The 26,513-nt window shown below is 43.7% G+C and carries 20 protein-coding genes, 1 tRNA gene and 1 pseudogene; 8 read left to right on the plus strand and 14 right to left on the minus strand.

What is annotated here, in order from left to right; translation table 11 throughout:
- The first annotated feature begins 14 nt into the window (after positions 1-14).
- The 3 genes from HMPREF0501_RS01665 (at position 15) to HMPREF0501_RS01675 (ending at position 3,172) form a co-directional block, all read left to right on the plus strand.
- Entirely contained in the window at positions 15-1,412 is a 1,398-nt protein-coding gene (locus tag HMPREF0501_RS01665) for a DHA2 family efflux MFS transporter permease subunit (RefSeq protein WP_006916058.1), read from the plus strand.
- 78 nt (positions 1,413-1,490) lie between these two features.
- Entirely contained in the window at positions 1,491-2,492 is a 1,002-nt protein-coding gene (locus tag HMPREF0501_RS01670) for an asparaginase (protein ID WP_006916059.1), read from the plus strand.
- 77 nt (positions 2,493-2,569) lie between these two features.
- On the plus strand, positions 2,570-3,172 hold the full coding sequence (locus HMPREF0501_RS01675; protein ID WP_006916061.1) for a nitroreductase family protein: 603 nt from the start codon (positions 2,570-2,572) through the stop codon (positions 3,170-3,172).
- A gap of 176 nt (positions 3,173-3,348) precedes the next feature.
- Here the strand turns inward: HMPREF0501_RS01675 and HMPREF0501_RS01680 are convergent, their stop codons facing one another.
- From HMPREF0501_RS01680 to HMPREF0501_RS01715, 8 genes are all read right to left on the minus strand, one after another.
- Positions 3,349-4,239, minus strand: coding sequence for an alpha/beta hydrolase (locus tag HMPREF0501_RS01680; RefSeq protein WP_006916063.1), 891 nt, complete (start codon positions 4,237-4,239; stop codon positions 3,349-3,351).
- The gene (locus HMPREF0501_RS01685) at positions 4,226-5,536 is read right to left on the minus strand and encodes a PTS transporter subunit EIIC (protein WP_006916065.1); all 1,311 of its coding nucleotides are present in this window, start codon (positions 5,534-5,536) and stop codon (positions 4,226-4,228) included. The genes HMPREF0501_RS01680 and HMPREF0501_RS01685 overlap by 14 nt, the downstream gene beginning before the upstream one ends.
- Positions 5,537-5,668: 132 nt before the next feature.
- Complete coding sequence (locus tag HMPREF0501_RS01690; RefSeq protein WP_006916066.1) at positions 5,669-8,176, minus strand: excinuclease ABC subunit UvrA; 2,508 nt, start codon at positions 8,174-8,176, stop codon at positions 5,669-5,671.
- A gap of 34 nt (positions 8,177-8,210) precedes the next feature.
- Positions 8,211-11,108 carry a YfhO family protein gene (locus HMPREF0501_RS01695; protein WP_006916067.1) on the minus strand — a complete coding sequence of 966 codons (2,898 nt, stop codon included), beginning with the start codon at positions 11,106-11,108 and terminating at the stop codon, positions 8,211-8,213.
- Between the two features lie 63 nt (positions 11,109-11,171).
- A tRNA-Pro gene (locus HMPREF0501_RS01700) sits at positions 11,172-11,245 on the minus strand.
- Positions 11,246-11,310: 65 nt separating this feature from the next.
- Positions 11,311-11,565 (minus strand): hypothetical protein, encoded by a 255-nt coding sequence (locus tag HMPREF0501_RS01705; RefSeq protein ID WP_040455593.1) that lies wholly within the window; start codon positions 11,563-11,565, stop codon positions 11,311-11,313.
- An 18-nt stretch (positions 11,566-11,583) separates the two neighbouring features.
- A complete protein-coding gene (gene glpK / locus HMPREF0501_RS01710; RefSeq protein ID WP_006916069.1) occupies positions 11,584-13,089 on the minus strand; it encodes a glycerol kinase GlpK in 1,506 nt (501 codons plus the stop codon).
- Positions 13,090-13,173: 84 nt separating this feature from the next.
- A complete protein-coding gene (locus HMPREF0501_RS01715; RefSeq protein ID WP_006916070.1) occupies positions 13,174-15,006 on the minus strand; it encodes a cation:proton antiporter family protein in 1,833 nt (610 codons plus the stop codon).
- An 85-nt stretch (positions 15,007-15,091) separates the two neighbouring features.
- Between HMPREF0501_RS01715 and HMPREF0501_RS01720 the strand changes: the two are divergent.
- Positions 15,092-16,499 (plus strand): annotated as a pseudogene (locus HMPREF0501_RS01720) (C69 family dipeptidase).
- Positions 16,500-16,532: 33 nt separating this feature from the next.
- On the opposite strand, the gene rpsN reads toward HMPREF0501_RS01720, so the two are convergent.
- Entirely contained in the window at positions 16,533-16,802 is a 270-nt protein-coding gene (gene rpsN / locus HMPREF0501_RS01725) for a 30S ribosomal protein S14 (RefSeq protein WP_006916073.1), read from the minus strand.
- A gap of 120 nt (positions 16,803-16,922) precedes the next feature.
- Entirely contained in the window at positions 16,923-17,774 is an 852-nt protein-coding gene (locus HMPREF0501_RS01730; protein WP_006916075.1) for a metallophosphoesterase family protein, read from the minus strand.
- Positions 17,775-17,893: 119 nt separating this feature from the next.
- Here HMPREF0501_RS01730 and HMPREF0501_RS01735 point away from each other — a divergent pair, with 119 nt between their 5' ends.
- Complete coding sequence (locus tag HMPREF0501_RS01735; protein ID WP_006916080.1) at positions 17,894-19,117, plus strand: MFS transporter; 1,224 nt, start codon at positions 17,894-17,896, stop codon at positions 19,115-19,117.
- Between the two features lie 166 nt (positions 19,118-19,283).
- Here HMPREF0501_RS01735 and HMPREF0501_RS01740 read toward each other — a convergent pair whose 3' ends face one another.
- The 4 genes from HMPREF0501_RS01740 to HMPREF0501_RS01755 all read right to left on the minus strand — a co-directional run bounded on the left by HMPREF0501_RS01740 (position 19,284) and on the right by HMPREF0501_RS01755 (position 24,315).
- Positions 19,284-21,287: a KUP/HAK/KT family potassium transporter gene (locus HMPREF0501_RS01740; RefSeq protein WP_006916082.1), complete on the minus strand. Its 2,004-nt coding sequence runs from the start codon at positions 21,285-21,287 to the stop codon at positions 19,284-19,286.
- 66 nt (positions 21,288-21,353) lie between these two features.
- On the minus strand, positions 21,354-21,920 hold the full coding sequence (locus tag HMPREF0501_RS01745) for a hypothetical protein (protein ID WP_006916083.1): 567 nt from the start codon (positions 21,918-21,920) through the stop codon (positions 21,354-21,356).
- Positions 21,921-22,025: 105 nt separating this feature from the next.
- Entirely contained in the window at positions 22,026-23,378 is a 1,353-nt protein-coding gene (locus HMPREF0501_RS01750; RefSeq protein ID WP_006916084.1) for a hemolysin family protein, read from the minus strand.
- Between the two features lie 55 nt (positions 23,379-23,433).
- Complete coding sequence (locus HMPREF0501_RS01755; RefSeq protein WP_040455599.1) at positions 23,434-24,315, minus strand: LysR family transcriptional regulator; 882 nt, start codon at positions 24,313-24,315, stop codon at positions 23,434-23,436.
- Between the two features lie 133 nt (positions 24,316-24,448).
- Here HMPREF0501_RS01755 and HMPREF0501_RS01760 point away from each other — a divergent pair, with 133 nt between their 5' ends.
- The 3 genes from HMPREF0501_RS01760 (at position 24,449) to HMPREF0501_RS08495 (ending at position 26,504) form a co-directional block, all read left to right on the plus strand.
- Positions 24,449-24,862 (plus strand): cupin domain-containing protein, encoded by a 414-nt coding sequence (locus tag HMPREF0501_RS01760; protein ID WP_006916091.1) that lies wholly within the window; start codon positions 24,449-24,451, stop codon positions 24,860-24,862.
- A gap of 18 nt (positions 24,863-24,880) precedes the next feature.
- On the plus strand, positions 24,881-25,201 hold the full coding sequence (locus HMPREF0501_RS01765; protein ID WP_006916092.1) for a carboxymuconolactone decarboxylase family protein: 321 nt from the start codon (positions 24,881-24,883) through the stop codon (positions 25,199-25,201).
- Between the two features lie 292 nt (positions 25,202-25,493).
- On the plus strand, positions 25,494-26,504 hold the full coding sequence (locus tag HMPREF0501_RS08495; RefSeq protein WP_050755736.1) for a YSIRK-type signal peptide-containing protein: 1,011 nt from the start codon (positions 25,494-25,496) through the stop codon (positions 26,502-26,504).
- Positions 26,505-26,513: the final 9 nt, after the last annotated feature.

A 26,513-nucleotide genomic window follows, 5' to 3' on the forward strand; every position in this document is an offset into this window, starting at 1 on the left:
ATAATCAAGAAACTGTGCATCTACAGGCACGGGTTTCCGTCCACCATCCAAAGCTGGCGATGGTTAGTATGATGTTGGGAGCGTTTGTCGGAATGTTTAGTGAAACTTCATTAAACATCGCCCTTCCCCAACTCATGGCTCAGCTCCACGTTAATCAATCAAAGATTCAGTGGTTAGTGACTGGATACATGTTGATCATTGGGATTATCTTACCCCTTTCGAGTTTAATTACTAAGTGGTTTACAACTCGTCAGGTCATTATCTTTGCCCTGTGCGACTTTATTATTGGATCGATTATCTCCGCGATGGGAAATGGCTTTGCGGTTGTTTTAGTCGGTCGAATGATCCAAGGAATTGGTACTGGATTGATCCTTCCGCTTATGTTCACCGTGGCAATGCAAATCTTTCCGCCGCAAAAAATTGGCGCGGTCATGGGAATGTGTGCACTCGTGATTATGTTCGCCCCAGCTATTGGTCCAACATTAACAGGAATTTTACTAGGCGTTGGTAGCTGGCGCTGGGTCTTCTGGTCATTCGTTCCATTCTTGGTAATCGCGTTAATTTTTGCGATTACTTCATTGGAAAACATCAGTGAATTAACCAAGCCACACGTCGATGTTATCTCAATTCTAGCATCCGCGATTGGTTTCTCTGGCCTAATTGCTGGGGTTAGTTTTGCGAGTGAAAGTGGCTGGCTATCAGCAAAAGTTCTCGGTTCCCTGATCATTGGGGTACTCGCCCTCGTGTTCTACGGTTACCGCCAACTCCGTCTAGATGAGCCCATCCTCAATCTCCGAGTCTTCAAGCACACAAACTTCCGGACGGGCGCCGCAATTGTCATGATTGATTTTGGAATTATTCTTTCTGCAATGTACTTATTGCCCCAATATATTCAAAATGGGATGGCCTTGCCGGTTGCGTTGACCGGGATAATCATGTTACCAGGTGGATTAGTCAACGCGATTGTCTCAGCCATTGCCGGACGAATGTACGACAACGTTGGTGCAAAATTACCGGCGCGACTTGGTCTCGTCATTGCGTTAATCGGGGCGATCTTGCTCGCATTTGTATCAACTAAAACTGCAATTTGGTATGTCATCATGGCCCACATCATCTTAATGGTTGGGGCACCATTAGCAATGTCGCCATCACAAACGAGTGCTTTGAATTCACTCAGTGGTCGGGAATCTGCGGATGGAAGTACGATTTTGAACACAATGCAGCAAATTATCGGAGCGTTAGCGACTGCCCTGGCTACCAGTTTCTTGGAAGTTGGTCGTCACGCAGTCACTGGTAGCAATGCCTTTACATTTACTAACGGGGTCCACTATGGTTTCTACTTCACCATTGCCCTCGTCGTGATCGGCTTGTTAATCTCACTCAAAATCCAAGACGACGCTAACAACCACTAAAATCCAGCCCACTCTTGTACAAACAAGGGTGGGCTTTTAAAATAGAATTAGAATTTTAACTGAAATGTGGTGACTGAATTGACTCAACAAAAATTACTGTTACTCTCGACCGGTGGGACCATTGCTTCCGTTATTTCTGAGGAAGGTCTGGCCCCTGGTGAATCCGGTGAAGACCTGCTTAAAATGGTTGGCAACCTCCCCTATCAAATTGATGTGAAGGATATTTTAAACCTAGATTCTTCCAATATCCAACCCGAAGAATGGAAAACCATTGCCGAAGACATTTACAAGTACCGGCATGATTATGACGGGATTGTCGTTTCTCACGGGACGGACACGATGGCGTACACGGCCTCAATGATGACCTTTATGCTTCAAAATATTGACGTCCCAGTTGTTTTTACGGGAAGTCAGGTGCCAATTAACGTCTTGCTAAGTGATGCACCAGATAATATGCGACTAGCCTTTGCCGCGGCCGCTAGTTTACAGCCGGGAATCTACCTAGCTTTTGACAGTAAAGTCATGCGTGGTTGTCGTGCCGTTAAGGTCCGGACAACGGCCTTTAATGCCTTCGAAAGTGTTAATTTCCCACCCGTCGCTGAAGTGACCTCCGATGGTTTAGAAATCAAAATCCCAGAGCAATGGCAACCAAGGCAGTGCATTTTAAATACTGCAATTGACACAAACGTTTCTCTAATCAAATTATTCCCTGGCTTTGATCCCGCCCTCCTCCACGCAATGGCAGAAAATGGCTGTCACGGGATTGTGATTGAGGCTTACGGACTTGGCGGCATGACCTTTATTCGTCGAAATGTTGCTGCTGCCATCGGTGAATTAATCCGCAAAGGAATTCCAGTAATTGCCGCTAGTCAGTGTCTCTACGAACGAAGCGACCTAACCAAATATGAAGTCGGTCGTCAAGCCCTACTGGAAGGTGCCATTAGCGCTCGTGACATGACCTCAGAAAGTGCAATTACTAAGCTAATGTGGGGATTGGGCCAAGGCATGGACGTTAAAGACATCGATAAATTCTTTAACACCAACGTTGCTGGTGAAGTCACCATTGATGAGCTAAATTAAAACCTTGATTACTAACTTTTTGTAAGTTAAAATGGAGTCAAGAAATGAAATTCAATCAAACCATTGGAGGGATTACTATGACTTCAAAATTTAACGAAATTGCTGCTCAACGTCGTTCAATCTATGCACTCGGGGAAAATGTACGCCAGACTCCTGAAGAGATTTTTAACCTCGTCAAGACGACGGTTCGTAACTCACCAAGTGCCTTTAATAGCCAGACTGTCCGGGCGGTCGTCTTGTTTGGAGATCAATCAGATCGAGTTTGGGATATTGTTGAAAATACCCTACAAAAAATCGTGAAGGAACCTGCTGCGTTTGAAAAGACAAAGGCAAAAATTGCCACTTTCCGCGCTGGATTTGGAACCATTCTCTACCTTACCGACACGGAGATTGTTCACAATTTAGAAAAGCAATTCCCTTCTTATGCTGATAACTTCCAACCATGGTCAGAACAAGCCATTGGTGGTGCTCAACAAGCTGTCTGGACAGCACTCGCTGAACAAGGCATTGGCGCTAGTCTTCAACACTATAACCCACTGATTGACGACGCCATCCATGAAGCATTTGATTTACCAACAACTTGGCAATTACGTGCAGAGATGCCGTTTGGTTCAATTGAACAACCTGCTGGTAATAAAGAATATCTTCCGGAAGATCAAGTGTTCAAGTTAATTCAATAATTATTTATTAAAAAGGGAGCGTGACAGAAGTCATTTATGACTTCGTTTTCACGCCCCCGCAAGCACAAATAGGCCTCCAGAGTTCGGCTTTGCCGAGCACTGGAGGCCATTTGTGTACTGCGCTGTTCGCTTTTTATTAAAGTAATCGGGTTTGTGTCACAGCGTCGCTTTTGCAATTAATTACCATTATCCGGATCATTATCCGAATTCTTTTGATTAGATTGCCGCGGCCCGCTATTCGGGTTGCGGTTATTTTTTAAGATATATCTTTGAATTAAATCGAGGACTTCCGTGTTTTGGGGAAGCGATGAATGTTGAGCCAACTTACCAGTAACGGTTACTTGTGTATAGTGCTTGACCGCACCCTGATATACATATTTACCGGCGAGGACACTACTCAATGGTACAATCCCGTCTTCGACATAGTTTTCCGAACCCGCCACTGAATAAACATCGAGGTCATCTGGTAAATTGTCCCGATATTTAACAAAGTCTTTCAACATTTCCGTCCGCCGACTAGTTGGCTCCGAGAAGTTATATGGTGACCCAATCGTCATTAGCCGTTTAATCGTAATCTGATCTTCATCAAAGTAATGTTCCAAGAAGTAAGTGTAAACCAGCCCACCATTGGAGTGACCGATTCCCTTAAAGTTGTTGAAATCGTAGCGATTCTTTAACTGATTAAAAGCCTTATTAAACATCTTAGCCTGTTTTTTAATGTTGCTATATCCATCATGGTTGTTTTCAAAACCCACAACCATAAATGGTTCATTATCACCGTGCCGAACCCGGCCAGTATAGGTAATTTTACCGTCGTTATAAACCTTAACCTTGAGCAGGCTGTGACGTTTATGGTCCATACTATTGATCTTTTTGACCATGCCATCAAACCGGTTCACCGTTGCACTACTGCCGGGAATCATAATTACCGGCGACATTTTGGACTGCTGACGAGTCCGCAGTTGATGAACATTTTGACACGACCAGCCATAAGAAAGCCCCGTCAAGATTGCAATCAAGATCACTAACCAAATGAGTAATCGCCGATGTTTCTTAGTGATTTTCATTTGTCGAATCCCCCTTCAAGTCTTCACGTGCCCGTGCTTCAACTTTTTCAACGAGTTTAACAAACGGAATGTAAAGAATAACATCAATTACCAACAGCACCATCGTAAAGATGAATGCTATCCAGTTGCCACCAGTGGCAATGAATGGCGTCAAAATTCCTGGTGTACCATTGGGCACTGGATAAACTAACGGCGGAAAGGCATGGATGAAGATCAGGCAGCTCCCTAAAATAATATTGACCACCGGTAAAACCACAAATGGTAGTAAATAAACTGGATTACAGAATACCTGCGCCCCAAACAAAATTGGCAGACCGATATTGAAGAACCCTGGTGCCATACTCCAGCGGGAAACTTGGCGGTAATAATGCGAACGGCTGCTCCACAGCACAGCGATTATTAAGGCGAGCGTCAAACCAACCCCGCCGAAAACCGCAAAGCCCGTATATAAAGATGAAGGCGTAAACGGATACGGAATTCCCCAGGCCGTTTTATGGGTCAATGCATAACCAAGGTTGGCTGCCATTTCATTACTGTAAACCTGCGAGGTCGCGCTGAGCGGTTCTGCAAAGCCAAGCCACACAAGAATAGTATTAACTACTGATAAAGTGATGTTTAAAAAGTAGTTACTATTCCGGTCAAGGGTTGATCCAATCCACTGACTTACGATCCCGTCTAAACCAAATTGCCGGTATAACGCAAATAGGAAGTGGAGTACAAAGGCGCTACCGACTAAAATGATGAATGGCTTTAAGTTTTTCAATACTGTCTTTATGATTGCTGAATTTGGTTCTGCGAAGTCCATAAAGGTGGCCGAGCGTCCAAGCCGGACAAACATTCGCCCAACTACATACCCCACCAGGACGCCGATGATCAGCCACGCAGCACTATAGTACTTCATTTCGATAATGTCACTATTCCCTTGAACTCCATGAACAAAGATCAGGGTATAGCAAACAATTGCGGCCACACCAGCAATTGGATTTTCCTTATGATAGTACTTGGTAGTTAAAACGGCACTGACTAAACAGGCAAAAGGTGCGGTCCATCCCACTGTTACCCTCGTCATATCCATAAAAAATGCCCGCCAGAATTGACGAAATGGTAACCAATCCGCAACGTGTAAAACACTGCCCAAGAAACCATTGGTGGACAGTAAATTTTCGTACAACAACCACGAAAAGCTACCAACTAAAATTAAGGGGAATAGTGCAATTAAGGTCCGATGCAGGATTTGGATAAATGACCGTTGGCGAAAACGAACCATCCAATTAATCCACCGTTCTTGATTGAACATTCAATCACTCCATTCATTAAAACAAATTACTCCATATTATAAGCTGATTAACGAGCCCTGTATAGTTAATTTCGTGATATTACTACTCCAAAAGGCAGTCTCACCAAACGTTCTTGTGAGACTGCCTTTTCATTATTCATAACGTTTTAAATAGTCAGCTAAATATTTAATCGTTAAACTCTGTGGATCGTTAACCAAGTCTTGCGGTCGACCACTTGCTACAATCCGCCCACCATTCTTACCACCACGCGGTCCCAGGTCAAGGATATAATCGGCATTGGCAATCAAGTTCAAATCGTGCGTAATTGTAATAATCGTGGCCCCACGATCCAGTAACTGCTGCATAACATTAACAAGGGTCTTCACATCTAACGGGTGCAGCCCAATTGTCGGTTCATCAAACACAAATAGCGTAGTTGCTTGATTACGATTGAGGTGTTTAACCAACTTCAAACGCTGCGCCTCCCCACCTGACAGACTCGGAGTACTCTCACCGAGGTGCAGATAATCAAGACCGACTTCTTGTAAAAGTTGCAGCTCTTTTTCAATCCGTGGTTGATCTTTAAATACGGGTAGTGCTTCGCGAACGTCCATCTTTAAAATGTCGACAATCGAATAATCATGCCACTTAACTTTTTGAATAGCCTGATTATAGCGATCACCGTTACATTCTGGACAAACCTGCTGCATATCTGGCAAAAATTGAATATCTAAAGTGACCACGCCAGCACCACCACAGGTAGGGCACGCCCCTTGCTTATTGTTATAAGAAAAATAAGTCGGCGTATAATGCTTTTTCTTAGCTAAGGGTTGCGCAGCAAAGAGCTTCCGTAAGTTATCCATAATGCTCGTGTAGGTGGCAACGGTTGAGCGTTGAGTTTTACCAATTGGTGCTGCGTCAACACTCACAACATCTTTCAATGATGAAACTAACTTGGTCACTTGCTTAGGGAGTTGCTGACCCTTCGCTTGGGCTTGAATCGCTGGAACTAAGCTATCTAAAATCAGACTTGTCTTCCCTGCCCCAGAGAAACCAGTAATTGCACTAAGTCGGTTAACCGGCAACTGGGCATGGACATTCTTGAGGTTGAAATAATTTTGGACGCCAAAGTCAATTTGCTGTTTTGCTGGTTGATCAGCAACTGACCGGGCCAGCAACTTGGCGGTCCCGTTTAGGTATGGTCCAATCTTGGACTGATCATCATGGGCCACTTGATCCGGCGTTCCTTGAGCAATAACCTGACCACCGGCACTGCCGGATCCAGGACCAATTTCAATGATCCAATCCGCTGCCTTAATAATGTCAACGTTGTGGTCAACAACCACGAGTGAGTTTCCTTGGTGAACAAGTTCCCGGAAGACGTTTAACAATCCAGTAATGTTATCCGGGTGCAACCCAATTGATGGTTCGTCAAGGATATACAGCACCCCGGTTGTTTGGGTCCGCAAAGTTCGTGAGAGTTGAATTCTTTGGAGTTCCCCCGTGGATAAAGTATTCCCATTTCGTGACAGGGTTAGGTAATCCAATCCCAGCTCTAATAACGGTCGTAAGTTGTCCGTAAATTCTTTAAATAAGCTTTGCGCCATTTTATGCATATCTGATGGCAGTTCTTTTAATACATCCTGTTGCCAGTCTTTTAGGTCGCCAAGTGTTAATTCACTCACCTGAGCAATGTTCAAGCCACCAGCAAGCTGCTTGAGCAACTCGGGCTTTAAACGTGTCCCGTGACAGACTGGACATGTCGAATAATGGAAAAATTCACTAATCCGTTTTTGAGCCCGTTCACTTTTACTAGATTGTGCAGAACGCCACACCGCGGCGTGGGCATTTTCGTACAGGGCATTAAAGTCATGAAATACCCGCCCCGTACCTGACCGAAAGTCCATCTTAAATTTCTGCTCTGGTCCGTTAAGCACAAAGTCTTTTTCCTTATCCGTCAAATCCTTGTATGGGACGTGAATCCGTACACCTGCTTGCTCAGCAACATTCGGCATAAAGTTTCTTCCCGGAAGGTGCCAGGAAGAAACCGCCCCGTCCGCTAGACTCAGATTTTCATCACCAATTAATTTACTATCGTCAATTGTCCGGACTTGACCAGTCCCCTGACAGTTAGTACAAGCCCCCGCAGAATTAAAAGCAAAATCTTCCGCGCTAAAGGCATCGAATTGCGCGCCACATTCTGGACAGGTTAACTTGCCCATATCATCCCCAGACATACTCATTACCTGCGCAATCTCCAAACTCGGCTTGAGCCGGTGACCATTCGGGCAGACCGGCGATCCCAACCGAGAAAAGATTAGTCGAATAACGTTAAAGATTTCACTCATCGTTCCAACGGTTGCACGTTCTGAAGGAATACTTGGCCGTTGTTTCAAAGCTAGTGCCGACGGAATATGCTTGACACTGGTGACTTCAGCTTGAGCACCAATTTTAATCCGCCGCCGGGTGTAGGTCGAAAGGGCCTCTAAGTAACGGCGTGACCCTTCCTCATATAGAATTCCCATTGCTAATGAGCTTTTCCCCGAGCCAGACAGGCCAGAGACAGCAACAAACTTGTGCAACGGAATATCGACATCAATATTTTTTAGATTATGAACCCGTGCCCCGCGAACTTCAATTTGCGTTGGTAATTTCTCCACGTTAACGACTCCTTTCCATTTAAATAATATTCAATCATCCGTGCCGACGATTCATTATAATCGTAATCATCGCCCACAGGAATGTCCAGATCAAACCAATTAAGGAGGCGATTGCCCCGAGTTTTAACCCTGGAATATGGTAATGCAGTACCACGTGGTGCGTTCCCTTCGGAAGCCGAATACCTACGAATGCTTGATTGGTCCGAATAATCGCTGCCTTTTTCCCATTCACTGTAGCGGTCCAACCAGTTGAATACGGAATTGAGGAGGTCAAAATCCCGGTCCGGGTAGTTGTGATATTACCAGCCACTTGATTTGGACTAAACTTAAGGTTCTTGAGACCATGCCGTTGAATCGTTCGGACTTGATTCTGGTAGTGATGACCTAATCTAACGGCAGTGACTTGATATTTCAGTTGATATGTTCCCAGCTTAGTCGGTTTAAACGTTAATTTTTCGGAGAATTTACCATTGTAATAACCAATGTTAAGGGTCCCATTTTTAACCTTCTTAAACAGTGACAGCACACTTTGCTTAGGCTGGTCAACAGTTGCCGTTCCAAACTTACTCTTAAAATTCAACTTAAAACTAATATCTGGCGATCCGTTGAGAACGTGATAACGCCAATATTTGTACTGGTTAAAACGGTGATTAATATATTGTCCGGGATTAACCGCCATTTCCAATAAATGCTGCTGTTCGTACTTAAGCTGCTCTTTCATCGAGAATGGTGTGTACTTGATTTTAGAGAAATCAATGTGCACTTCACTACCACTTAATTGCTTCCGGTTACTGGACTTCTCCATTGCTGGAAATTGGAGTTGATAGGTTTCATCACTATCAGTGTATTTTAAGTGGTTTGGATTGACTTTATTCAGCCGGTTTGAAATCAACACTGACTTGACCGTTTGGACAGCATTACTTAAGTCAGCAACCCGCATCCCTTTGGCGTTCTTCTGACTAGCATTGATCACCACCCCACTGGCTAATGCCCGTTCTTTAGCGGAGGCAGATAGTTGTTGGTACCGTTGCGGACGAATATAAGTGTCTTGCCAGTATAGAAGTGGAAAGGCATTCTTCGTCTTGTAACGGATCGTCTGCGTGGGGATTAAATCCGTCTTCTTCTTCGCATCTGCTGGCTGTCCCTGGTCATAATTAATAATTGGTGCGGTTAATTGATCCTGCGTATAGCCGTACGGAATCTTAGTCGCATTATCACCATTGCTTTGAACAAACAGGTACTTCACCCCAAAGAAGTTATTAAGGACCGTCCGATCATCCGCCTGACGAATCGGGATGTTCGGTGTGTATTGAATGTTTTGAAGTGAATTACTGAATGCTCCTAGATACTTATTTTGGAGTGAGTAGTATGAATCAATGTTATTCAAGCCGGAAGTTAAGTCATTATCCCAGTTGACGCCCGGAATAATCTTGTTTTGACTAATCGTGGACACCCGATAGAAATATTGTTGGTTTAGACCTTGGTCCAGCCCGCCGTACCGATTTTTCGTCATCGTCTGATACTCGCCACGGTTCAACATCCGACTAGAGAAGCCACCATTATACGGGAAAGCAGCATAGATGGCGTTAAATCCAGCATTTAACAAGATAATCGCCAAAAGCCAATAATCAGGATGGTGAACACCATGTAAGTTCAAAATCCATAGGACCATCATTGAACCAATCAAGAAAAAGACTGGCATAAACATCGCATCATCATTTTGGAAAAAGTACGTGACGAGCAAAACCACCAAATAGATAATGGTCGCCCAATTCAAAATCCATAACTGATGCCGAGAAAGACTAGCGGCATTTTCTAATAAGATACAAATTGTCATTGCCAGTGGCAGATAAATCAGTAACGTCCAACGATTAGAAGCGGACATCATCCCGTTAAAAAAGGCCCCAACTGCCGGAATGAGAAGCATCACAAATGATAAACCGAGGCTAATGGCCAATAACGGGTAACGGCGCGGTTGACTGTACAGGTAAACCAACGCAATAAAACCGATACTGACAATTCCCAGCGCCGACCAAAACATGAAGTACCACTGACCACCGTTAATCAGCTGTTTTGGTAAGAATAGATAATAGTAGAGCGGATATGTCTTCAGACCATTGGCAAATTGAGAACCAGCCCGGGTCGAGTTCATCACCGCATTAAGTTCTGGAACAAGCAATACGGCTGCCAATAAAATGCTGGTAACCGTAGCAAAAGCTAATTTTCCTAGGACCAGCAGGTAATTGAGTGTCTTGCGATAATGGGTCGCCACCCGTAACACTAAGTATAAAAAGGCCCCAATGCCGAGAACGTAAGCCAGATAGTAGTTGCTGACCAGCATCCAGAAAAAGGCCCCCACTAGTGGCCAAGCAGAACGATTTTGTAAGACCCGTTCAATTTGCACCACAATTAAAGGAAACAGGATAAACGGCGTCGTAAAGAACGGTTGAGCAATACATGCATATAGCAAAAATGCATTCACCATGTAAGCAATCGTTCCCCCGAGGATGACATTATCGCGGAATCTGAAATGCTGAGCAAAGTACACAAACGCGAGTCCAACACAATACATCCGCAAAATCAAAATTACCTGATAAGCCATGGTCATCTTATGCGCGGGAAAGAGTAATGCTAAATATGAGAAAACATCGCCAAGCGTGTAATATGAATAGACTTGAAAGGTATCCGTTCCCAAACCCATTTGCCACGACCAGACCTGATGAGCATGAAATGGGCGACGGAGAAACTCTAATACCGCCTGTCGATACTTCACCATTAACGGCAAGTGTTGATTCAACGCATCCCGATTTAAAATAAAAGTATGCCCAAAAATTAAATACGTCCCAAAAATACAAGCGGCAATCATGATGAACAGCAAACTATACTTCAAATACAGTTTTTTTACATCCCGCCGTTTAAACGAAAAATCCATGCTCCTGCTCCGTTCCTAAAAAATAAAGGCGCTGGCAAGAAGACTCTCACCCGCGCCTGTCGATCGGAAAGACAGGATTCGAACCTGCGACCCCCTGGTCCCAAACCAGGTGCTCTACCAAGCTGAGCTACTTTCCGAAATTACTCGCTGCTAATTAGCAACGAGTTATATATTACCGTTGATTCACTTAAATGTCAACGACTTAATTAGCGTGAAGCGCGACCTTAATAATGGCAACTACGACCGCAACCGCAAATAAGATCACGTTGGCCCCCATTAACCAGCGATCCTTATTACCTAATTCACTTGACCACAGTGCACTGACGGTTCCTGCTAAAGCAAAGAGCACCCCCAGAAGCATAATCATTTCCTGCTGGGCACCGCCGAGAAAAAGGACCGCATACAAAATGACTAGCATCCCAATTAAACTTAAAACTAACGCCACTAATTTCTTCATTCCTAATGAATCTCCCAACTATTCTTGATGTGAAAAATATTGTGCAGCATGAATTGCCTGCTGCCATCCTTGATACAGACTGGCCGCCCGTTTTGCTGGCATCGTCGGCGTAAACTGGGTCCCCAGCTTGCTGAGTTTCTTCAGTTCCGCTTGGTCTTCCCAGAAGTCGACTGCTAAGCCGGCCAGGAAACTCGCCCCGAGGGCGGTCGTCTCCTCAATTTGTGCTCTGACAATTGGGGTCTGAAGGATGTCTGCCTGAAACTGCATCATGAAATTATTGCGGGAAGCCCCACCGTCGACGGCCAGCATCGTGAGTGGCAACCCCGTATCTGCAACCATTGTATCCACAACATCCTTAGTTTGATAAGCAATCGCTTCTAGGGTGGCCCGAATAATGTGTTCTCGACTAGAACCCCGGGTTAGGCCAAACATCGCTCCCCGGACTTCCTGATCCCAGTACGGTGCACCTAATCCAGTAAAGGCTGGCACAACGTACACACCACCAGTGGTTTTGGCGTCGACCGCCATTTGCTCAGATTCACCCGCGGATTTGAAGAACTTTAACCCGTCCCGGAGCCATTGCACTGCCGAACCAGCCACAAAAATACTCCCTTCCAGGGCATACGTAATCTTGTTATCCAAGCCATAGGCAATTGTCGTTAATAAACCATTATCTGACAAGGTCGGCTGGTCACCTGTATTCATGACGGTAAAGGCACCCGTCCCGTAAGTATTCTTGACATCCCCCTTGTCAAAGGCCGCTTGACCAAAGAGCGCCGCCTGTTGGTCACCGGCGATTCCCGCAATCGGAATTTGGACCCCATAAAAGTGGTAATCACCCGTGTAGCCAAAGATGGATGATGAAGCCTGCACCTTCGGCAGCATTTGCCGTGGAATATCGAGCAAACGGAGAATATCATCATCCCAGTCTAAACTGTGGATATTAAATAACATGGTCCGACTGGCATTGGTCACATCAGTCGCGTGGACCCGGTGACTCGTCAGGTTCCATAACAGCCAAGTGTCAATTGTACCAAACAATAAATCACCGTTTTCAGCTTTTTGTCGCGCACCAGGAACGTGATCCAGTAACCACTTAATTTTGGTAGCAGAGAAGTAGGAATCAATCACCAATCCAGTTTTGCTATGAATAAGATCCGTATAGCCATCCGCGGCCAATTGCTCAGCGATTGAAGCGGTTTGTTTCGATTGCCAAACAATCGCATTATGAATTGGTTGACCAGTATGCTTATCCCAAATAACGGTCGTTTCCCGCTGATTGGTAATTCCAATCGAAGCAATTTTGTAAGGCTGGATGCCAGCTTTGATCATTACTTCAGAAATGACTTGCTGAACCGCATCCCAAATTTCCAAAGCATTATGTTCAACCCAACCAGGTTGCGGAAAATATTGGGGAAATTCTCGTTGGGCGATGGCAACTTCCTGACCATCATGGTTAAAGATAATGGCGCGGGTACTAGTAGTCCCTTCATCAATCGCCATTACATACTGTTGATCACTCATCATGTTATCCTTTCCAATTTACGTAATACCCTTTTATTTTACAACAAGCGTTTGGGATACGCGACTTTCCTTCATATTTGTAAGCTAATTCTGCTTACTTAATTCTCGGCGGATGGTAGCCACAGTCCCAATGTCCTTAGCAGTGAAGATAATGTGGTCATTGTAATTAATCGTGGTACCGCCAGTCGGCACGATCCACTTATTACCGCGCCGAATTCGACTAATCGTGATCTGATCAACAAATGGCAGGTCCATCAGTGGACGGTCAGTGTACTTATGGTTGCGTACCCGCACTTCAAACAGGCCTGCTTCAGTACTGGTCAGCATTTGGTAAACCGCTGGTGATTCGATCAGTGACCGCATAACAGAAGCTTCAACATTAAATGGATTGAAAAGTTCCACCCCTGCTTGACTGAGGGTTGCTAATTGTCCTTCATCCACCGTGCGGTTAACTTGCGCGACAATTACCCGGTTAACACCATTTTCCTTTGCTAAATGACCAAACTTAAAGTTCTTATCATCGCGGCGGAAGCCGGTTACCAAAATGTCGGTATCAAAGAACTTCCCATCCGTTAAGCATTGCTCATCAAGATTTGGCAAGTAAGTGAGCTGGTCAACCTGACTATTGTAAGTCTTATAATTTTTCTCATCGTCAGTGACCATCCGGACATCAAACCAATTCCGTTGCAATTGTTGAGCCACCGGCACTGTTAAGACATTTGTTCCTAAGAATACTACCCGTTGCCGAATCAGATCCTCACGATCAAGGTGGTAACCCGAATTAAAGACAATTGGTGCCACAATACATACAATCACCGCCGCAAGAATGAACGCATCTGATTGAGTGGCCGTAATCGTATGCAAATTACGAGCAACTTGTAATGATGGTAAGACCAGCGTAATTGTCGTGACGGTTAGAAAGCCTCCGGCAAATGAATTTCGGCGTCCAAAGCGGAGCCGGTAGACCGGAAAGGCCCAGAACTTAGCCAGGATAAAGCAAAGCACGAGAATCGGAATTAAAAGTAGTGCCTGCGCGTTACTTAATAAGGTCCGTAAATTCAACCGAACCCCGGTCATAATGAAGAAAATTGGAATGAAAAAACCATAACCAATTGACGTTAATTTATCACGAGTTGCTTCACTCGGTTCTAATAATTTCATTACCATTCCGGCTAAAAAGGCTCCCAGAATATTTTCAGCCCCGACGGTTTCCGCAATGATCACGAGCGTAAAAATCAGGAAGAAAGCTAGTCGAATGTCCAAATGAGTCGTGGACTTAGTAACTTTGGTAAACCAATTGTAAGGCTGCTTAAACCGCCGCAATAAGAAAATGGCTGCTAACAATAAGAGCACGATTAACCAAATCCGGCTCCCGTTGCCCCCATTAACTGACGCGTAAACGGTTAAAGCAAACATTGGCACCACTTCACCTAGCACAGCTGTCAGTAAGATGGTTTGCCCCATTGGCCGACTCAAAATTTCCTTTTCCTTCAGGGTTGCAATTACAACCCCGAGGGCAATCGTTGAAAAGAGGATTACTGACAGGAAGACATTGTCGAATAAGCCGGTCATGCGTAGAATGAGGCCTAAAACAAACGCGTTAATTAGGGTCCCGACAAACGCCATTCCAGCTAGTTTAACAGGTGACCAGCGTTGTTCCTCATTATTATTGCCGGGACGGAAAAGATCAAAATCAATTTCCATTCCCGATAGAAACATTAAAATGATCACTCCTAAAGATGACAGTTGGGTCAAATCAGACGTGACCTGAACAATATTGAAACAGCTTTTGCCAATCAGGATCCCCATGACAATTTCTGCGACTGCAGTGGGTACTCCAGAAATCTTAAACCGCGCCATTAAGATTGGAATTAATAGCGCTGCTAACATTACAAGAAACATTGATAATCGAGCCATAATACCCCTCTTTCCGAATTCTTCCCCATTTTACAATTTTTTGGGTGTAATATTAACACAATAACTAATTTTAAGGAGCAAGTTCATGAAAAAATTTTCTGCATGTACCAGTATTTTGGTTGGAAAAAAGGCCTCCCTTGACGGTACCATCATGATTGGTCGCAATGAAGATGCTAAAGCGGCTTGGCCCAAACACTTTGTGGTCCACCAACGCGGTGAATTAGGTGATCAGTTTGTTTCTAAAGAAACGAAGGTTAAAATCCCCTTACCGACTCCCAGTTTTAAATACACTGCTACTCCCGAATGGACCAGCAAGGGCCGGCCTCTTTGAGGAAGATGGAATTAATGAATTTAATGTTGCCATGAGTGCCACAGAAAGTGCCTATTCGAATGACTTAGTATTAGGATTTGACCCCCTCGTGGAAAATGGATTAAACGAGGAAGGCATGATTACCGTCGTCTTGCCATTTGTTAAGACAGCACGCGAGGGTGTCCAGCGACTCGGCAAACTAATTGCTCAGTATGGAACCGGCGAAACGAATGGGGTCCTGTTTGCCGATGATAACGAAGCTTGGTATTTTGAAAGTGGTGCTGGTCACTACTGGGTTGCCCAGCGAATTCCTGACGATGCCTATGCGGTTGCGGGTAACCAACTTGCCATTCAAGAAGTCGACTTTAATGATTCCCGCAACTTCTTGTATCACCAAGGTATTCAAGAGTTCGTGGAACAGCATCACCTGAACCCACAGCCAACTGGTTTTAATTTCCGGCAAATCTTTGGTACTGCAGACCGGTCTGACGCTATTTATAGTACACCACGGGTTTGGTCTGGTCATCAAATGTTTAGTGCTCGGCAAGCGACGAATGAAACGCCAGAATCACAATCCCTACCGTTCATCATGAAACCAGATCAGCTGATCAGTGTCTTTGATGTCCAAGACTACCTTGGTTCTCACTACCAAGGCACCCCGTATGATCCAATCGGAACTGGAGATATGCATGATCGGCATCGCTACCGGCCAATTAGTCTCGCCAAAACACAAGAATCACATATTTTGCAGATGAATCGACCGCACGGTAATGATATTCATTGGTTAGCGATGGGTGTGACCGCCGAAAGTTCTTTCGTACCATTCTTCGCAGATATTAATGAAACTGCGGCTGCTTATCGCCGTGGTAAGCTACCAGCGCAGCCCAACTCAGCTTATTGGATTTTTAAACACGCCGGGGTCCTCGTGGATAGTGACATTCACAACCTACTACCACTCCTTGAAGATGTGCAAAAAAACGTCAATCAGGCGGCCATTAAGTTTATTGAAGAAATGGATCAGGCTAAGTTAAATCTCGATTCTAATTGGGAATATTACATTACCAAACAAAATACAGCCTTCGCCCAACAAATTTTACGAAAGTACCAGCAACTAACTGCTGAATTAATCACCAAGTTGACTGATAATAGTCCCTTGAATTTTAATACCGACGAGAACCTATAAAAAAAGCAATCGCATTTCTGCGATTGCTTTTCTTTACCAACTCGCCTTTTTGACACCCGGAATTTGCCCCTTATGAGCTAAATTCCGGAAGGTTAAACGTGACATGCCAAATTTTCGCATGTACGCATGTAGCCGTCCATCATATTCATCACGGTTATGCAACCGCACCGGACTAGAATTGCGTGGCAACTTTGATAATGCAATGTAATCACCACTGGACTTTAATTCGCGACGCTTAGCAGCGTACTTCTTAACGAATGCTCGTTGGTGTGCTAATTTAGCAATTTTTGACTTTTTTGCCATCTAAATATCGTCCTCCTTCGACAATTAATTTGGTGTTGTAATTTGGTTAATATTAAACATTTCTTCGTCAATTTCTAATCTCTATTATCCCATAATTTGGGGATTTATCAAGTATTTTACTTACTTTTTATTATTTAATTTTGCAACATAATCACGATATTGAGCTGCGTAGTGATACTTTTGGTTCTGGGCATCCACAAGCGGTTGGTTATGGGTATCAACCCGTCCACTCTTAAGAGTGCGGTGATATAACTCAAGATACGGAACGCCAGATTGGTCAGCCAACCGGCCTTCTGCTACCCGATCATAACCGACGTGCCGGAAATTTAAGCCTGCAATTCCCTGGTCATCAACTTCCATAATCAGATAGTGAGCCCGGGTATCCGTTTGAAGACGGGCCCACCCATTAAACGGTTCACCAACTGAACCCGGATTTAAAACCTTCCGTTCATCACTCGCGTAGCGAAGCAGTTCATGATGAACATGGGCATAAATGGCTACATCAGGCCGCTCCTGATCAAATAATTGATCAAAATTAGTTGAGGCCTTCGTTGGGAAAAGTGCCTGTCCCATATTCAAATCTGGTAAATTATGTGAAATACCAAAGACTAGCGGTCCCACTTCAACCGTCCGGTGCAACGGCCACCCAGCAATTTCATCAATAATGGCTGGATCAATTCGTTCACCAATGTATTCGGCCAACCGTGCAAAATAAACATGTGATGGTCGGTCAAGATCCATCTGTCCCCGTGCACCTCGGACCGTTAGATCATCCCAATTCCCCCGAACAATGATCGTTGGTGCTAATTTTTGAAAGATCTCCCAAATTTCGTCAATTCCGGGACCGGGCATTAATAAATCACCAATAAACCAGCTTTCGTCCACGTGCTGCTTGATCGCATCCTGATACATTGCCCGAAAGGCGTGAACATTTCCGTGAACATCTGAAAACACCGCAATTCGTTTTGTCACCATTATCACTCCGCTTTCTCAATCTTCTTTTAACTTTACCACATTTTTTCAAGAATTAAGTATCGGAAATCTGGTATACTAATTTCTATATAATTTTTTGAGGAGTGATGAATAAATCTATGGATACCACAGATTCGCCAGAACCCCTGCCGAAGGGTTGGCATAAGACCTTTTATACACTTTGGATTGGTTGTTTTATTACCGGAATGGGCTATTCGATGACGATGCCCTTCATCTCCTTGTTCATTAATGAACTCGGAACTTTTAACCGGTTTGAACTCAATCTATATTCTGGTCTTGCCTTTGCCATGACCTTTATCTCACAAGCAATCGTTTCACCATACTGGGGAAACCTCGCCGACCAAAAAGGCCGTAAATTGATGTGTTTGCGGGCCTCTGGAGTCATGGCCTGTACCATCTTTATTACAGGACTATCCACCAGCGTTTGGATGATCATTGGAATGCGATTCTTACAAGGAGCATTCTCCGGCTACATTAATAACGCAACAGCACTAATGGCTGGAGAAACTCCCCATCGTAAATCTGGATGGGTAATGTCCGCAATGATGACTGCCGGAGTGACCGGAAACTTAATCGGTCCGTTAATCGGTGGTGCGTTATCAAGTCACTTTGGTTACCGAATTCCATTCTTTATCACCGGTGGTTTAATGTTTCTGGTCTTCATTACCACCTGGACCAACACAAGGGAACACTTCACCCCAATTGATAAAGAAGCAATGAAACCAATGAAGGATCTTTTACACAAGATTCCAAACGTGAAAATTATCTTTGCCATGTTCATTACCACCATGATCGTTCAAGCATCCGTTATGAGTATTGACCCCATCGTGAGTCTCTACGTTAAAGAAATGAAGCATGGCACTGGTGACATTGCCTTTGTGGCCGGGGTGGTTGCGGCAACTCCAGGCCTTGGTAACTTACTGTCCGCTTCGAAAGTTGGCCACATCATGGATGAAATTGGTCCAGAACGAGTTTTAATGATTGGGTTAATCATCGCGACCCTGTTATTTATCCCGATGACCTTTACCACTTCCCCATGGATGTTAGCCTTCTGGCGTTTCTTGCTCGGCATGACTAATGCTGGTCTGATGCCAGCTGCCCAAACGATCTTGACACTGGACGTTCCAGATGAAGCGTTTGGACGAATCTTTTCCTATAACCAATCATTTCAGGCTGCAGGATCGGTTTTTGGTGCCCTGCTAGGCTCCGTAATTTCTGGTGTATCAACCTATTCAATGGTCTTTGCCCTGACTGGTGCAACCCTCTTTATTAACATTTGGATTGTCGTCATTGGCCGCAGTCGCAAAAAAGTTCATAGTTAAATTTAAAAGGGAGCGTGACAGAAGTCATTTATGACTTCGTTTTCACGCCCCCGCAAGCACAAATAGGTCTCCAGAGTTCGGCTTTGCCGAGCACTGGAGGCCATTTGTGTACTGCGCTGTTCGCTTTTTATTAAAGTAATCGGGTTTATGTCACAGCCCCTTTTCTTTATTTCACATAGTTTTTGACCTGGCGTTGGTCCAGTGTAGTCCCCTGCCGGTTCTTAATAAATAGTGGCACGGTTTCTTCATAGGTTTGGCTGAATTCTAAACCATAGTATTGGACTGGCGAAAGGGTTAAATTTTGCAGTAACAACCGCATTTGAACTAACCACCGTTTCCAGCCGGTAATTTCAGAATTTGGCGATAACCGTTCACGTAGGAAGATAAAGCGGAAGTCACCGACGTTTCTGCCGGGTGTGGTGGTGTACTTTTGCGGTTGCAAATCAATCACATTTTCCGCCATTAGTTCCTGAACTACCTGACGAAGATAGAGGTTAACACTATTATCAATCTTAAAACCAAGGTACAATTGCAGATTAACCACATTCCGCGTGCCCATCATATCGACCTTGTAATAACTAGTATATGGTTCATCCGTTGTGTTCACCGTAATGAACCAGTATACCTGCGCCCGCTTTGGCGATTTATCCAAAATTGAATATAATGTTTCGCGCTTAAGTAAGTGGTTCTTATTAATCCGGGCCATCATAATCAAATTGCTGACGTACAGTGGCATTGTTACGTCCGCAGAAAGAGTTTGTAACTGTTCTTTATAATCTTCCAAATTCAGATACTTGCTCTCATCATTCATTTCGTCACGAACCTGACCGCCATAGTACCAACAAATCATCACGAGGAGAATCATCGCCGTAATAATCACGGTGACGAAACCACCATGAACAAATTTCGCTAAACTGGACAATAAAAAGACCGTTTCAATTGTTGCAAACCCTATTAAGAAAAGCATCGCTAAGATCTTTGAGCCGTGATTAGCTAAATACTGATGCAGCAACAGAGTGGTCATTAACATTGTGATGGTAATTGCCAGTCCATAAGCCGCTTCCATGTGGGCAGACGTTTGAAAATAAAATAAGATTCCCGAAGTGGTGAGACATAGGAGCCAGTTAATAGGGCCAATATAGATTTGCCCCCGTGATAACGAAGGATGTCGAACTTTTAAACGAGGCAGTAATTTTAAACCAATTGCTTCCTCAACCAGGGTAAACGATCCAGTAATTAGTGCTTGTGATGCAATAATCGCCGCTAAGGTTGCAATCAATACCCCAAAAATGGTTACCGAACCCGGAAGCATTTGGTAAAACGGATTATAACCAGAACCCTGCTGGCCGAGTTCGTTTAAATGATTCAACAAGTACGCTCCTTGGCCCAAATAATTCAAAACTAATGAACCACAAACCAATGGCCAAGTCAGGTAAATGCTATTCCGTCCGACATGCCCCATATCTGAATAGAGGGCTTCAGCACCAGTAGTTGCTAGAAAGACCGCCCCTAAAATTAAAATTCCGGCCCGGTTAGCTGGTGAAAAGAGCAAACGGATTCCGTAAACCGGCGACAGAGCTTTTAAAATAACCGGTTGTCTCATCAAGTTCAGAACACCGAAGAATGCTAAAAACAGAAACCAAAGGAGCATGATTGGACCAAATGTTTTGCCGATGGCGCTCGTACCAAACCGTTGAATCATAAAGAGGACCAGTAAAATCAAAAATGTGATGACAATGACCTCATTTTGGTCACTTACCAATACCGAAGAACCAAACTTGATTCCTTTCAAACCTTCAATTGCGGTCGTGACCGTCACTGCCGGCGTCAACGTCCCGTCAGCAAGCAACGCCGCGCCGCCTAATAACGCGGGGATGATTAGCCAGCGAGCTTGACGACGGACTAGCGCGTACAAAGCAAAAATGCCACCTTCACCATTATTATCAGCCCACAGCGCAATTAAGACATACTTAACCGTTGTCATCAGCATTAATGTCCAGAAGACCAATGAAATACCGCCGATGATGTAGTCGGTTGTTAAGGATTTCGTACCACCAGCATCGTTAATCAATGCATTCATGACATACAGTGGTGAAGTTCCAATATCACCATAAACAATTCCTAAAGCGACTAACCCACTCGCCAGCAAATGTCGATTTCCCGCTTGCATATTGTCATCCCTTTTCTGAATCTAAAAACAGAGCAAGGATGCCCATCCTTACTCTCAATTTGTAATTTATTTAACTGTCAGTGTAGCGGTATGCTGAACACCATCTTGATTGATTTCCACATCATATTGACCAGCATAGGTAAACTTAATTGTTGACTTTTTAGCATGATCATCAGCGCTGATCTTACCATACTGTTGGTGATGTAGATGTCCCTTGATCACAACCGTCGTTGATTGGGGAACCGTAAACGTGACCTTTGCTTCACCGCTCTTCAACTGCGGCGTCTCAGGCGACCAGCTCACTTTCTTCGGTTCCGTGCTTTGTGATGGGCGGGAGTGCTTTGACTCTTTAGTGTGCGATTTTGCTGAAGACTGATGATGGTGACTGACCTTAGCAACTTGATCGGCCGCAACCGTTTGTAAATGGTCAAAACCAGATGGGTTCGTTGCCCCATAAGCAATTCCAGAAATACTGATAAAGAAAACAATCAACAAAAGCCAACTCAAAAAAATCGTGAACCGGCCTGCATTGCTATAGTTACCGGTTTTGCGGATTCGGTGAGCCCGTCTAATCAATAGCAAAATAAACAACACAAAACAAACAATTGCAATCACATCTAAATACATTAACATTTTAAAATTCCCCAAATTCGTAAACTCAATTAATACTAGTTTAACCGTCTTTGAGAATTTTTTCCATCAAAAAAACTCATTCAATTAAGAATGAGTTTCAAAGGCTTATTTATCATCCGCCGCGGACTGATCCTTTTTGGTGGATGATGAACTTGGTTTTTGAATTTGCACGACACGGAACTCACTGACGTACTCATTTTGCACCTCAGTCGGCGTAAACGAGAAGTCGCCAAGCCGAATTGGCCGATCTAACTTCATTGGATACTCTTCTTCTAAGAAGTACCCCGTCAAAGTTGCCACATCCTTGTCTTCAAATTGTGGAATATCAACATTAAAGTAACGTTCAAAGTCGGACAACGGTGTCTTACCTGAAACCTTAAAGACCCGATTACCCTTCTTATCAGTTCCTTGTTTTTCAATCATATCAGCTGAAACGTGATAAATTTCTTCACGAACGTTACCAAACATTTCTTCATAGATATCCTTATCAGTCACGATCCCAGAAGTCCCACCGTATTCATCTTGAACAACGGCAATTGGGGCTTCTTTACGCATCATCTTCCGGAGAACATCTGTCAATGACTCCCCTTCATAAACCACCGGAATCTTCCGAATAATTTCGCGAATAGAAGATTTAGGATTGATCTGGTTTTGGCGCATGATGTCATAGCTAAAGATGTAACCAATAATGTGGTCCTTATCGTTATTTTGAACAACCGGATAACGGGTAAACCGTTTCGTAAAGTACAGGTGCGCTGCCTCGGCAATCGCGGCATTGCGATCAATCACTTCCAACTGCGTCCGGTCAATCATGATGTCCGCTGCGGTCTTATCATTCATTTCAAAGGCCCGTTGCATGAAAGTAATGTCTTCCTTTTCCATTTCACCGGCTTTTTGCGATTGTTGCGAAAGCGATAAAATTTCGTTTTGGGAATAAGTATCTTCTTCAGGATGCGTACTAAAGCCAAGAGCCTTAGTAATCGATCCCGCAACAACGGCAAATAACCAGACAAATGGGTAGAAGATCCAGTGGAAGAATTGAATGGGATGCACAATCGCCAATAAAATTGGGACCGGCCGGTCAATCGCCATATTCTTTGGCACCAAGTCGGTAAAGACCGCATGGAAGAAGGTAAAGATTAAGACCCCAATTACCGGCGCTAGTGGTTTTAAAACATCTGCTGGAATAAAGTTCATCTTAAGCAATAAGTCCGTAATAAACTCATCACCAATCCACCCTAAAACCAGTGAAGTCATTGTCACCCCAACCTGAGCGGTTGAAAGGTACTCTGACATGTTTCCAACCATATGCTCGGCTTTTTTAACCACCTTGGTTTGCTTTAATTCCTGGAGCTCACTCGGCCGCACCTTAACAACCGAATATTCGAGTAAAGTAAACAAGGCCGCCAGTAGTAAAATAACAACGATAATTAACAAACGTATCCAATAGGATTCCATATATTAATATTCACACCTTTACGTAAATAATCTGTTTCTAATTATACCAAACTTTTCAATCAACGGTTCGTTCAGCGACAAACTGAAGAAATTTCTCCACGACCGGCGTTAGTTGGATATTTTTTCGCCACGCTAATAAATGTCCCGTCGTCCGCTCTGGACTAAATGGTACAAAGGTCAAACGGTCGTCATGATACTTTTCAAAAACACCGTAGATTCCTAAATGATAGTATTTACCGGATAGTAATAAATCGCGACTATTCTGTGGTAAATTAATCTGAATCTTCCAGTCCAACTTATGCGGATCTAAATGGAGGCCATCTAAAATATCATCGCGAACAATATTTCGCCGGCCAACAATTAATGGTAATTGATATAAATCATGGGCCATGATCGTCTGGCGCTGGGCTAACGGGGCATCCTTCCGCATAATCAATCCCCACTTTTCACGAACTGGTAAGCTAAAGTAGTTGTACTTAGCGGCTTCAACTGGCTCAATCAAGGCGATTAAATCGCAAAGGCTCTGGTCCAGTCGCTCACGTAAAGTATCACCATCCCCATCAAAAATATTAAAACGGACTGCCGGATACTGGTCTTGAAAGTCCGCGACGGCCTGCATCATAAAGTTAGCGACCGCACTTTCAACCACTCCCAAATTGATGGTCCCAGATAATTCATTTTGGGTATTCACCAATTCACTTTCGGTTTGATCCAACAGCGTTAAGATGGTGGCAGCCCGTTGTTGAAAAAGCGCACCAGCCTTGTTTAAGCGCATTTGACGCTTCTCGCGATCAAACAGCTGTACCCCTAGTTCCTTCTCCAGTTCAATAATTTGTCGTGATAAAGTCGGTTGGGTAATGTGTAAATGCTCCGCTGCCTGCGTGATATTATTCCGCTTCGCAACTTCCAAAAAGTACTTTAAGACGCGTGTCTCCATTGGTATCACTCCTCCTAGAATCATTATACCGAATCATACAAAAAATGCATTAATCAACAATATAAATAAGCATTTCACATTAATAAAGAAGCTTCATATAATAAAGACAATTAATGAAATGGAGGAAAGTTCAATGGCAAAAAATGAAAATGAAGTTAAAAACAATCTGTTTGGTTTTGGTGACAAGAATGTCGCCTTTGCGAAGTACTTTATTGGCACCAGCTACCTTAATGGTCTGGTCGGTGCTGATGACAACATTGACGTCAATGTTTCCAATGTTAACTTCGAACCTGGTTGCCGGAATGATTGGCACATCCACCACAATGGTTTTCAAATTCTTTTAGTCACTGCTGGTGAAGGTTGGTATCAAGAAGAAGGCAAACCTGCCCAACTGCTTCACCCTGGTGATGTCGTTGCCATTCATGAAGGAGTTAAGCACTGGCATGGTGCGACTAAGGATTCCTGGTTCTCCCACATCGCAATTACGAAGGGTACCAGTGAATGGCTTGAAAAAGTCGATGATGACTACTACAACACTTTAGGTTAAGCGAAAGGAGTTTTTAAAATGGCTCAAAAACAAACAGCTGGTCGGGATCAGCTTGGGGACTTTGCCCCAAAGTTTGCAGAATTAAACGACGATGTCCTCTTTGGTCAAGTTTGGTCGCGAGAAAAGGAACTTAGCCCTCGTGACCGGAGTTTTCTAACGGTGACTGCCTTAATCACTAAGGGCGCCTTTGAACAACTCCCTTACCATATGGCAACCGCCAAGAAAAATGGTATTACCAAGGAAGAAATCGCTGAAATGATCACCCAATTAGCCTTCTACGTCGGGTGGCCAAATGCCTGGTCCGCATTTAACGTTGCTAAAAAAGTTTGGGATGATTAGCAAATTTGACGAAGTAAGCCGGTCTGTCAAATATAATTTAAAAAAATAATTTCTTGTTAATTACTAATGTCAAAATTGTCTAATAACTTTTCAGTAATTAACAAGAGCAAATTGCCTCAACGTTTTAAATATAAAATAATTAATACCCCGTTTTCACTTTTGTGTTAATGGGGTATTTTTAACACATTTTGTAAATAGATTTAGTCATAGATAATTGGAATTTCACTAAGAAAGGGATTACAATGAGGTCGTTAGTTACATAATGTTTTTAATACTGGGAGGTTATTTTTCAATGGTTTCAAAGAATAATCAGATTAAATATGAAAAATGGAATGCTAATCGCAAGCCTCACTATGGCCTGCGTAAACTTTCCATTGGGGTCGCATCAGTCTTATTAGGGACGACTCTATACTGGGGTGGAACAACCGTCTTAGCTGATACAAACGCTCCTGTCACCCCCCCTACTCAGGAAACTGAACAGACCACAACAAATACGTCGGATAGTGAAAATCAAAAATCTAGTCTTAATTTAACGGATGTTAAATCTCAAAGTAATGCACAACCTAATTCAGCCAATCAGGGGTCCGCAACGAATGAACTTGGAGTTTCTAGCGCTAAGGCAGTAGACCCAAACACCTTGACAGAAAGCAAAGCGGCAACTGCAGATGATTCCTTGGCAACAGGCATGACTGTTAGTGACTATTATAAAGCTTTGGATGATAAAAACGATTACTATAATCATAGTAATGAAGAAACAAAGAGCCTTAGAATAATTAATCGAACTGTGACAATGCATAAACCCAGTGGCGATGAAACAATTACGCAATCAATTCGAGTTAGAGGTGTCGCAGGAAGTAGTCATGAACTAATCGAAAATGGCCCAGTTGGTTATAACTTAATGATTGGTTTCATTATTAATAATAATGGTACTAGATCAACTAAAATGCTTTTCAGAGATCGGGTTCAAGCAAAGGCAGTTAATGGAAAAATTGTTTTTGATAGTGAAGCGGATAAACAAGGGTATGAGAAATTTATGTCGTATGACAAAAACCCAGATTTTCTTGCCACTCTACCAGCCATTGACGAAAGCCAATTCAATGTACCTGGATACTCGTACACGATTTCACCAGCTAATAGTAATCTCGGCGAATGGACGTTCCAACCATTTCAGACCAACTCTGTCAACATCGAAGTCAATTACAAAAAGAATGCTAACCACACGGTAACTTATAAATTTGTTGATCAAAATGGTCAGGAAGTCGGTACTGCTACCTCAGTTAGTGGTTCGGCTGGCTCTGAATAAGCTGTTAAG

It is taken from the genome of Limosilactobacillus coleohominis 101-4-CHN (genome assembly GCF_000161935.1).
GTDB classification, from domain to species: domain Bacteria; phylum Bacillota; class Bacilli; order Lactobacillales; family Lactobacillaceae; genus Limosilactobacillus; species Limosilactobacillus coleohominis_A.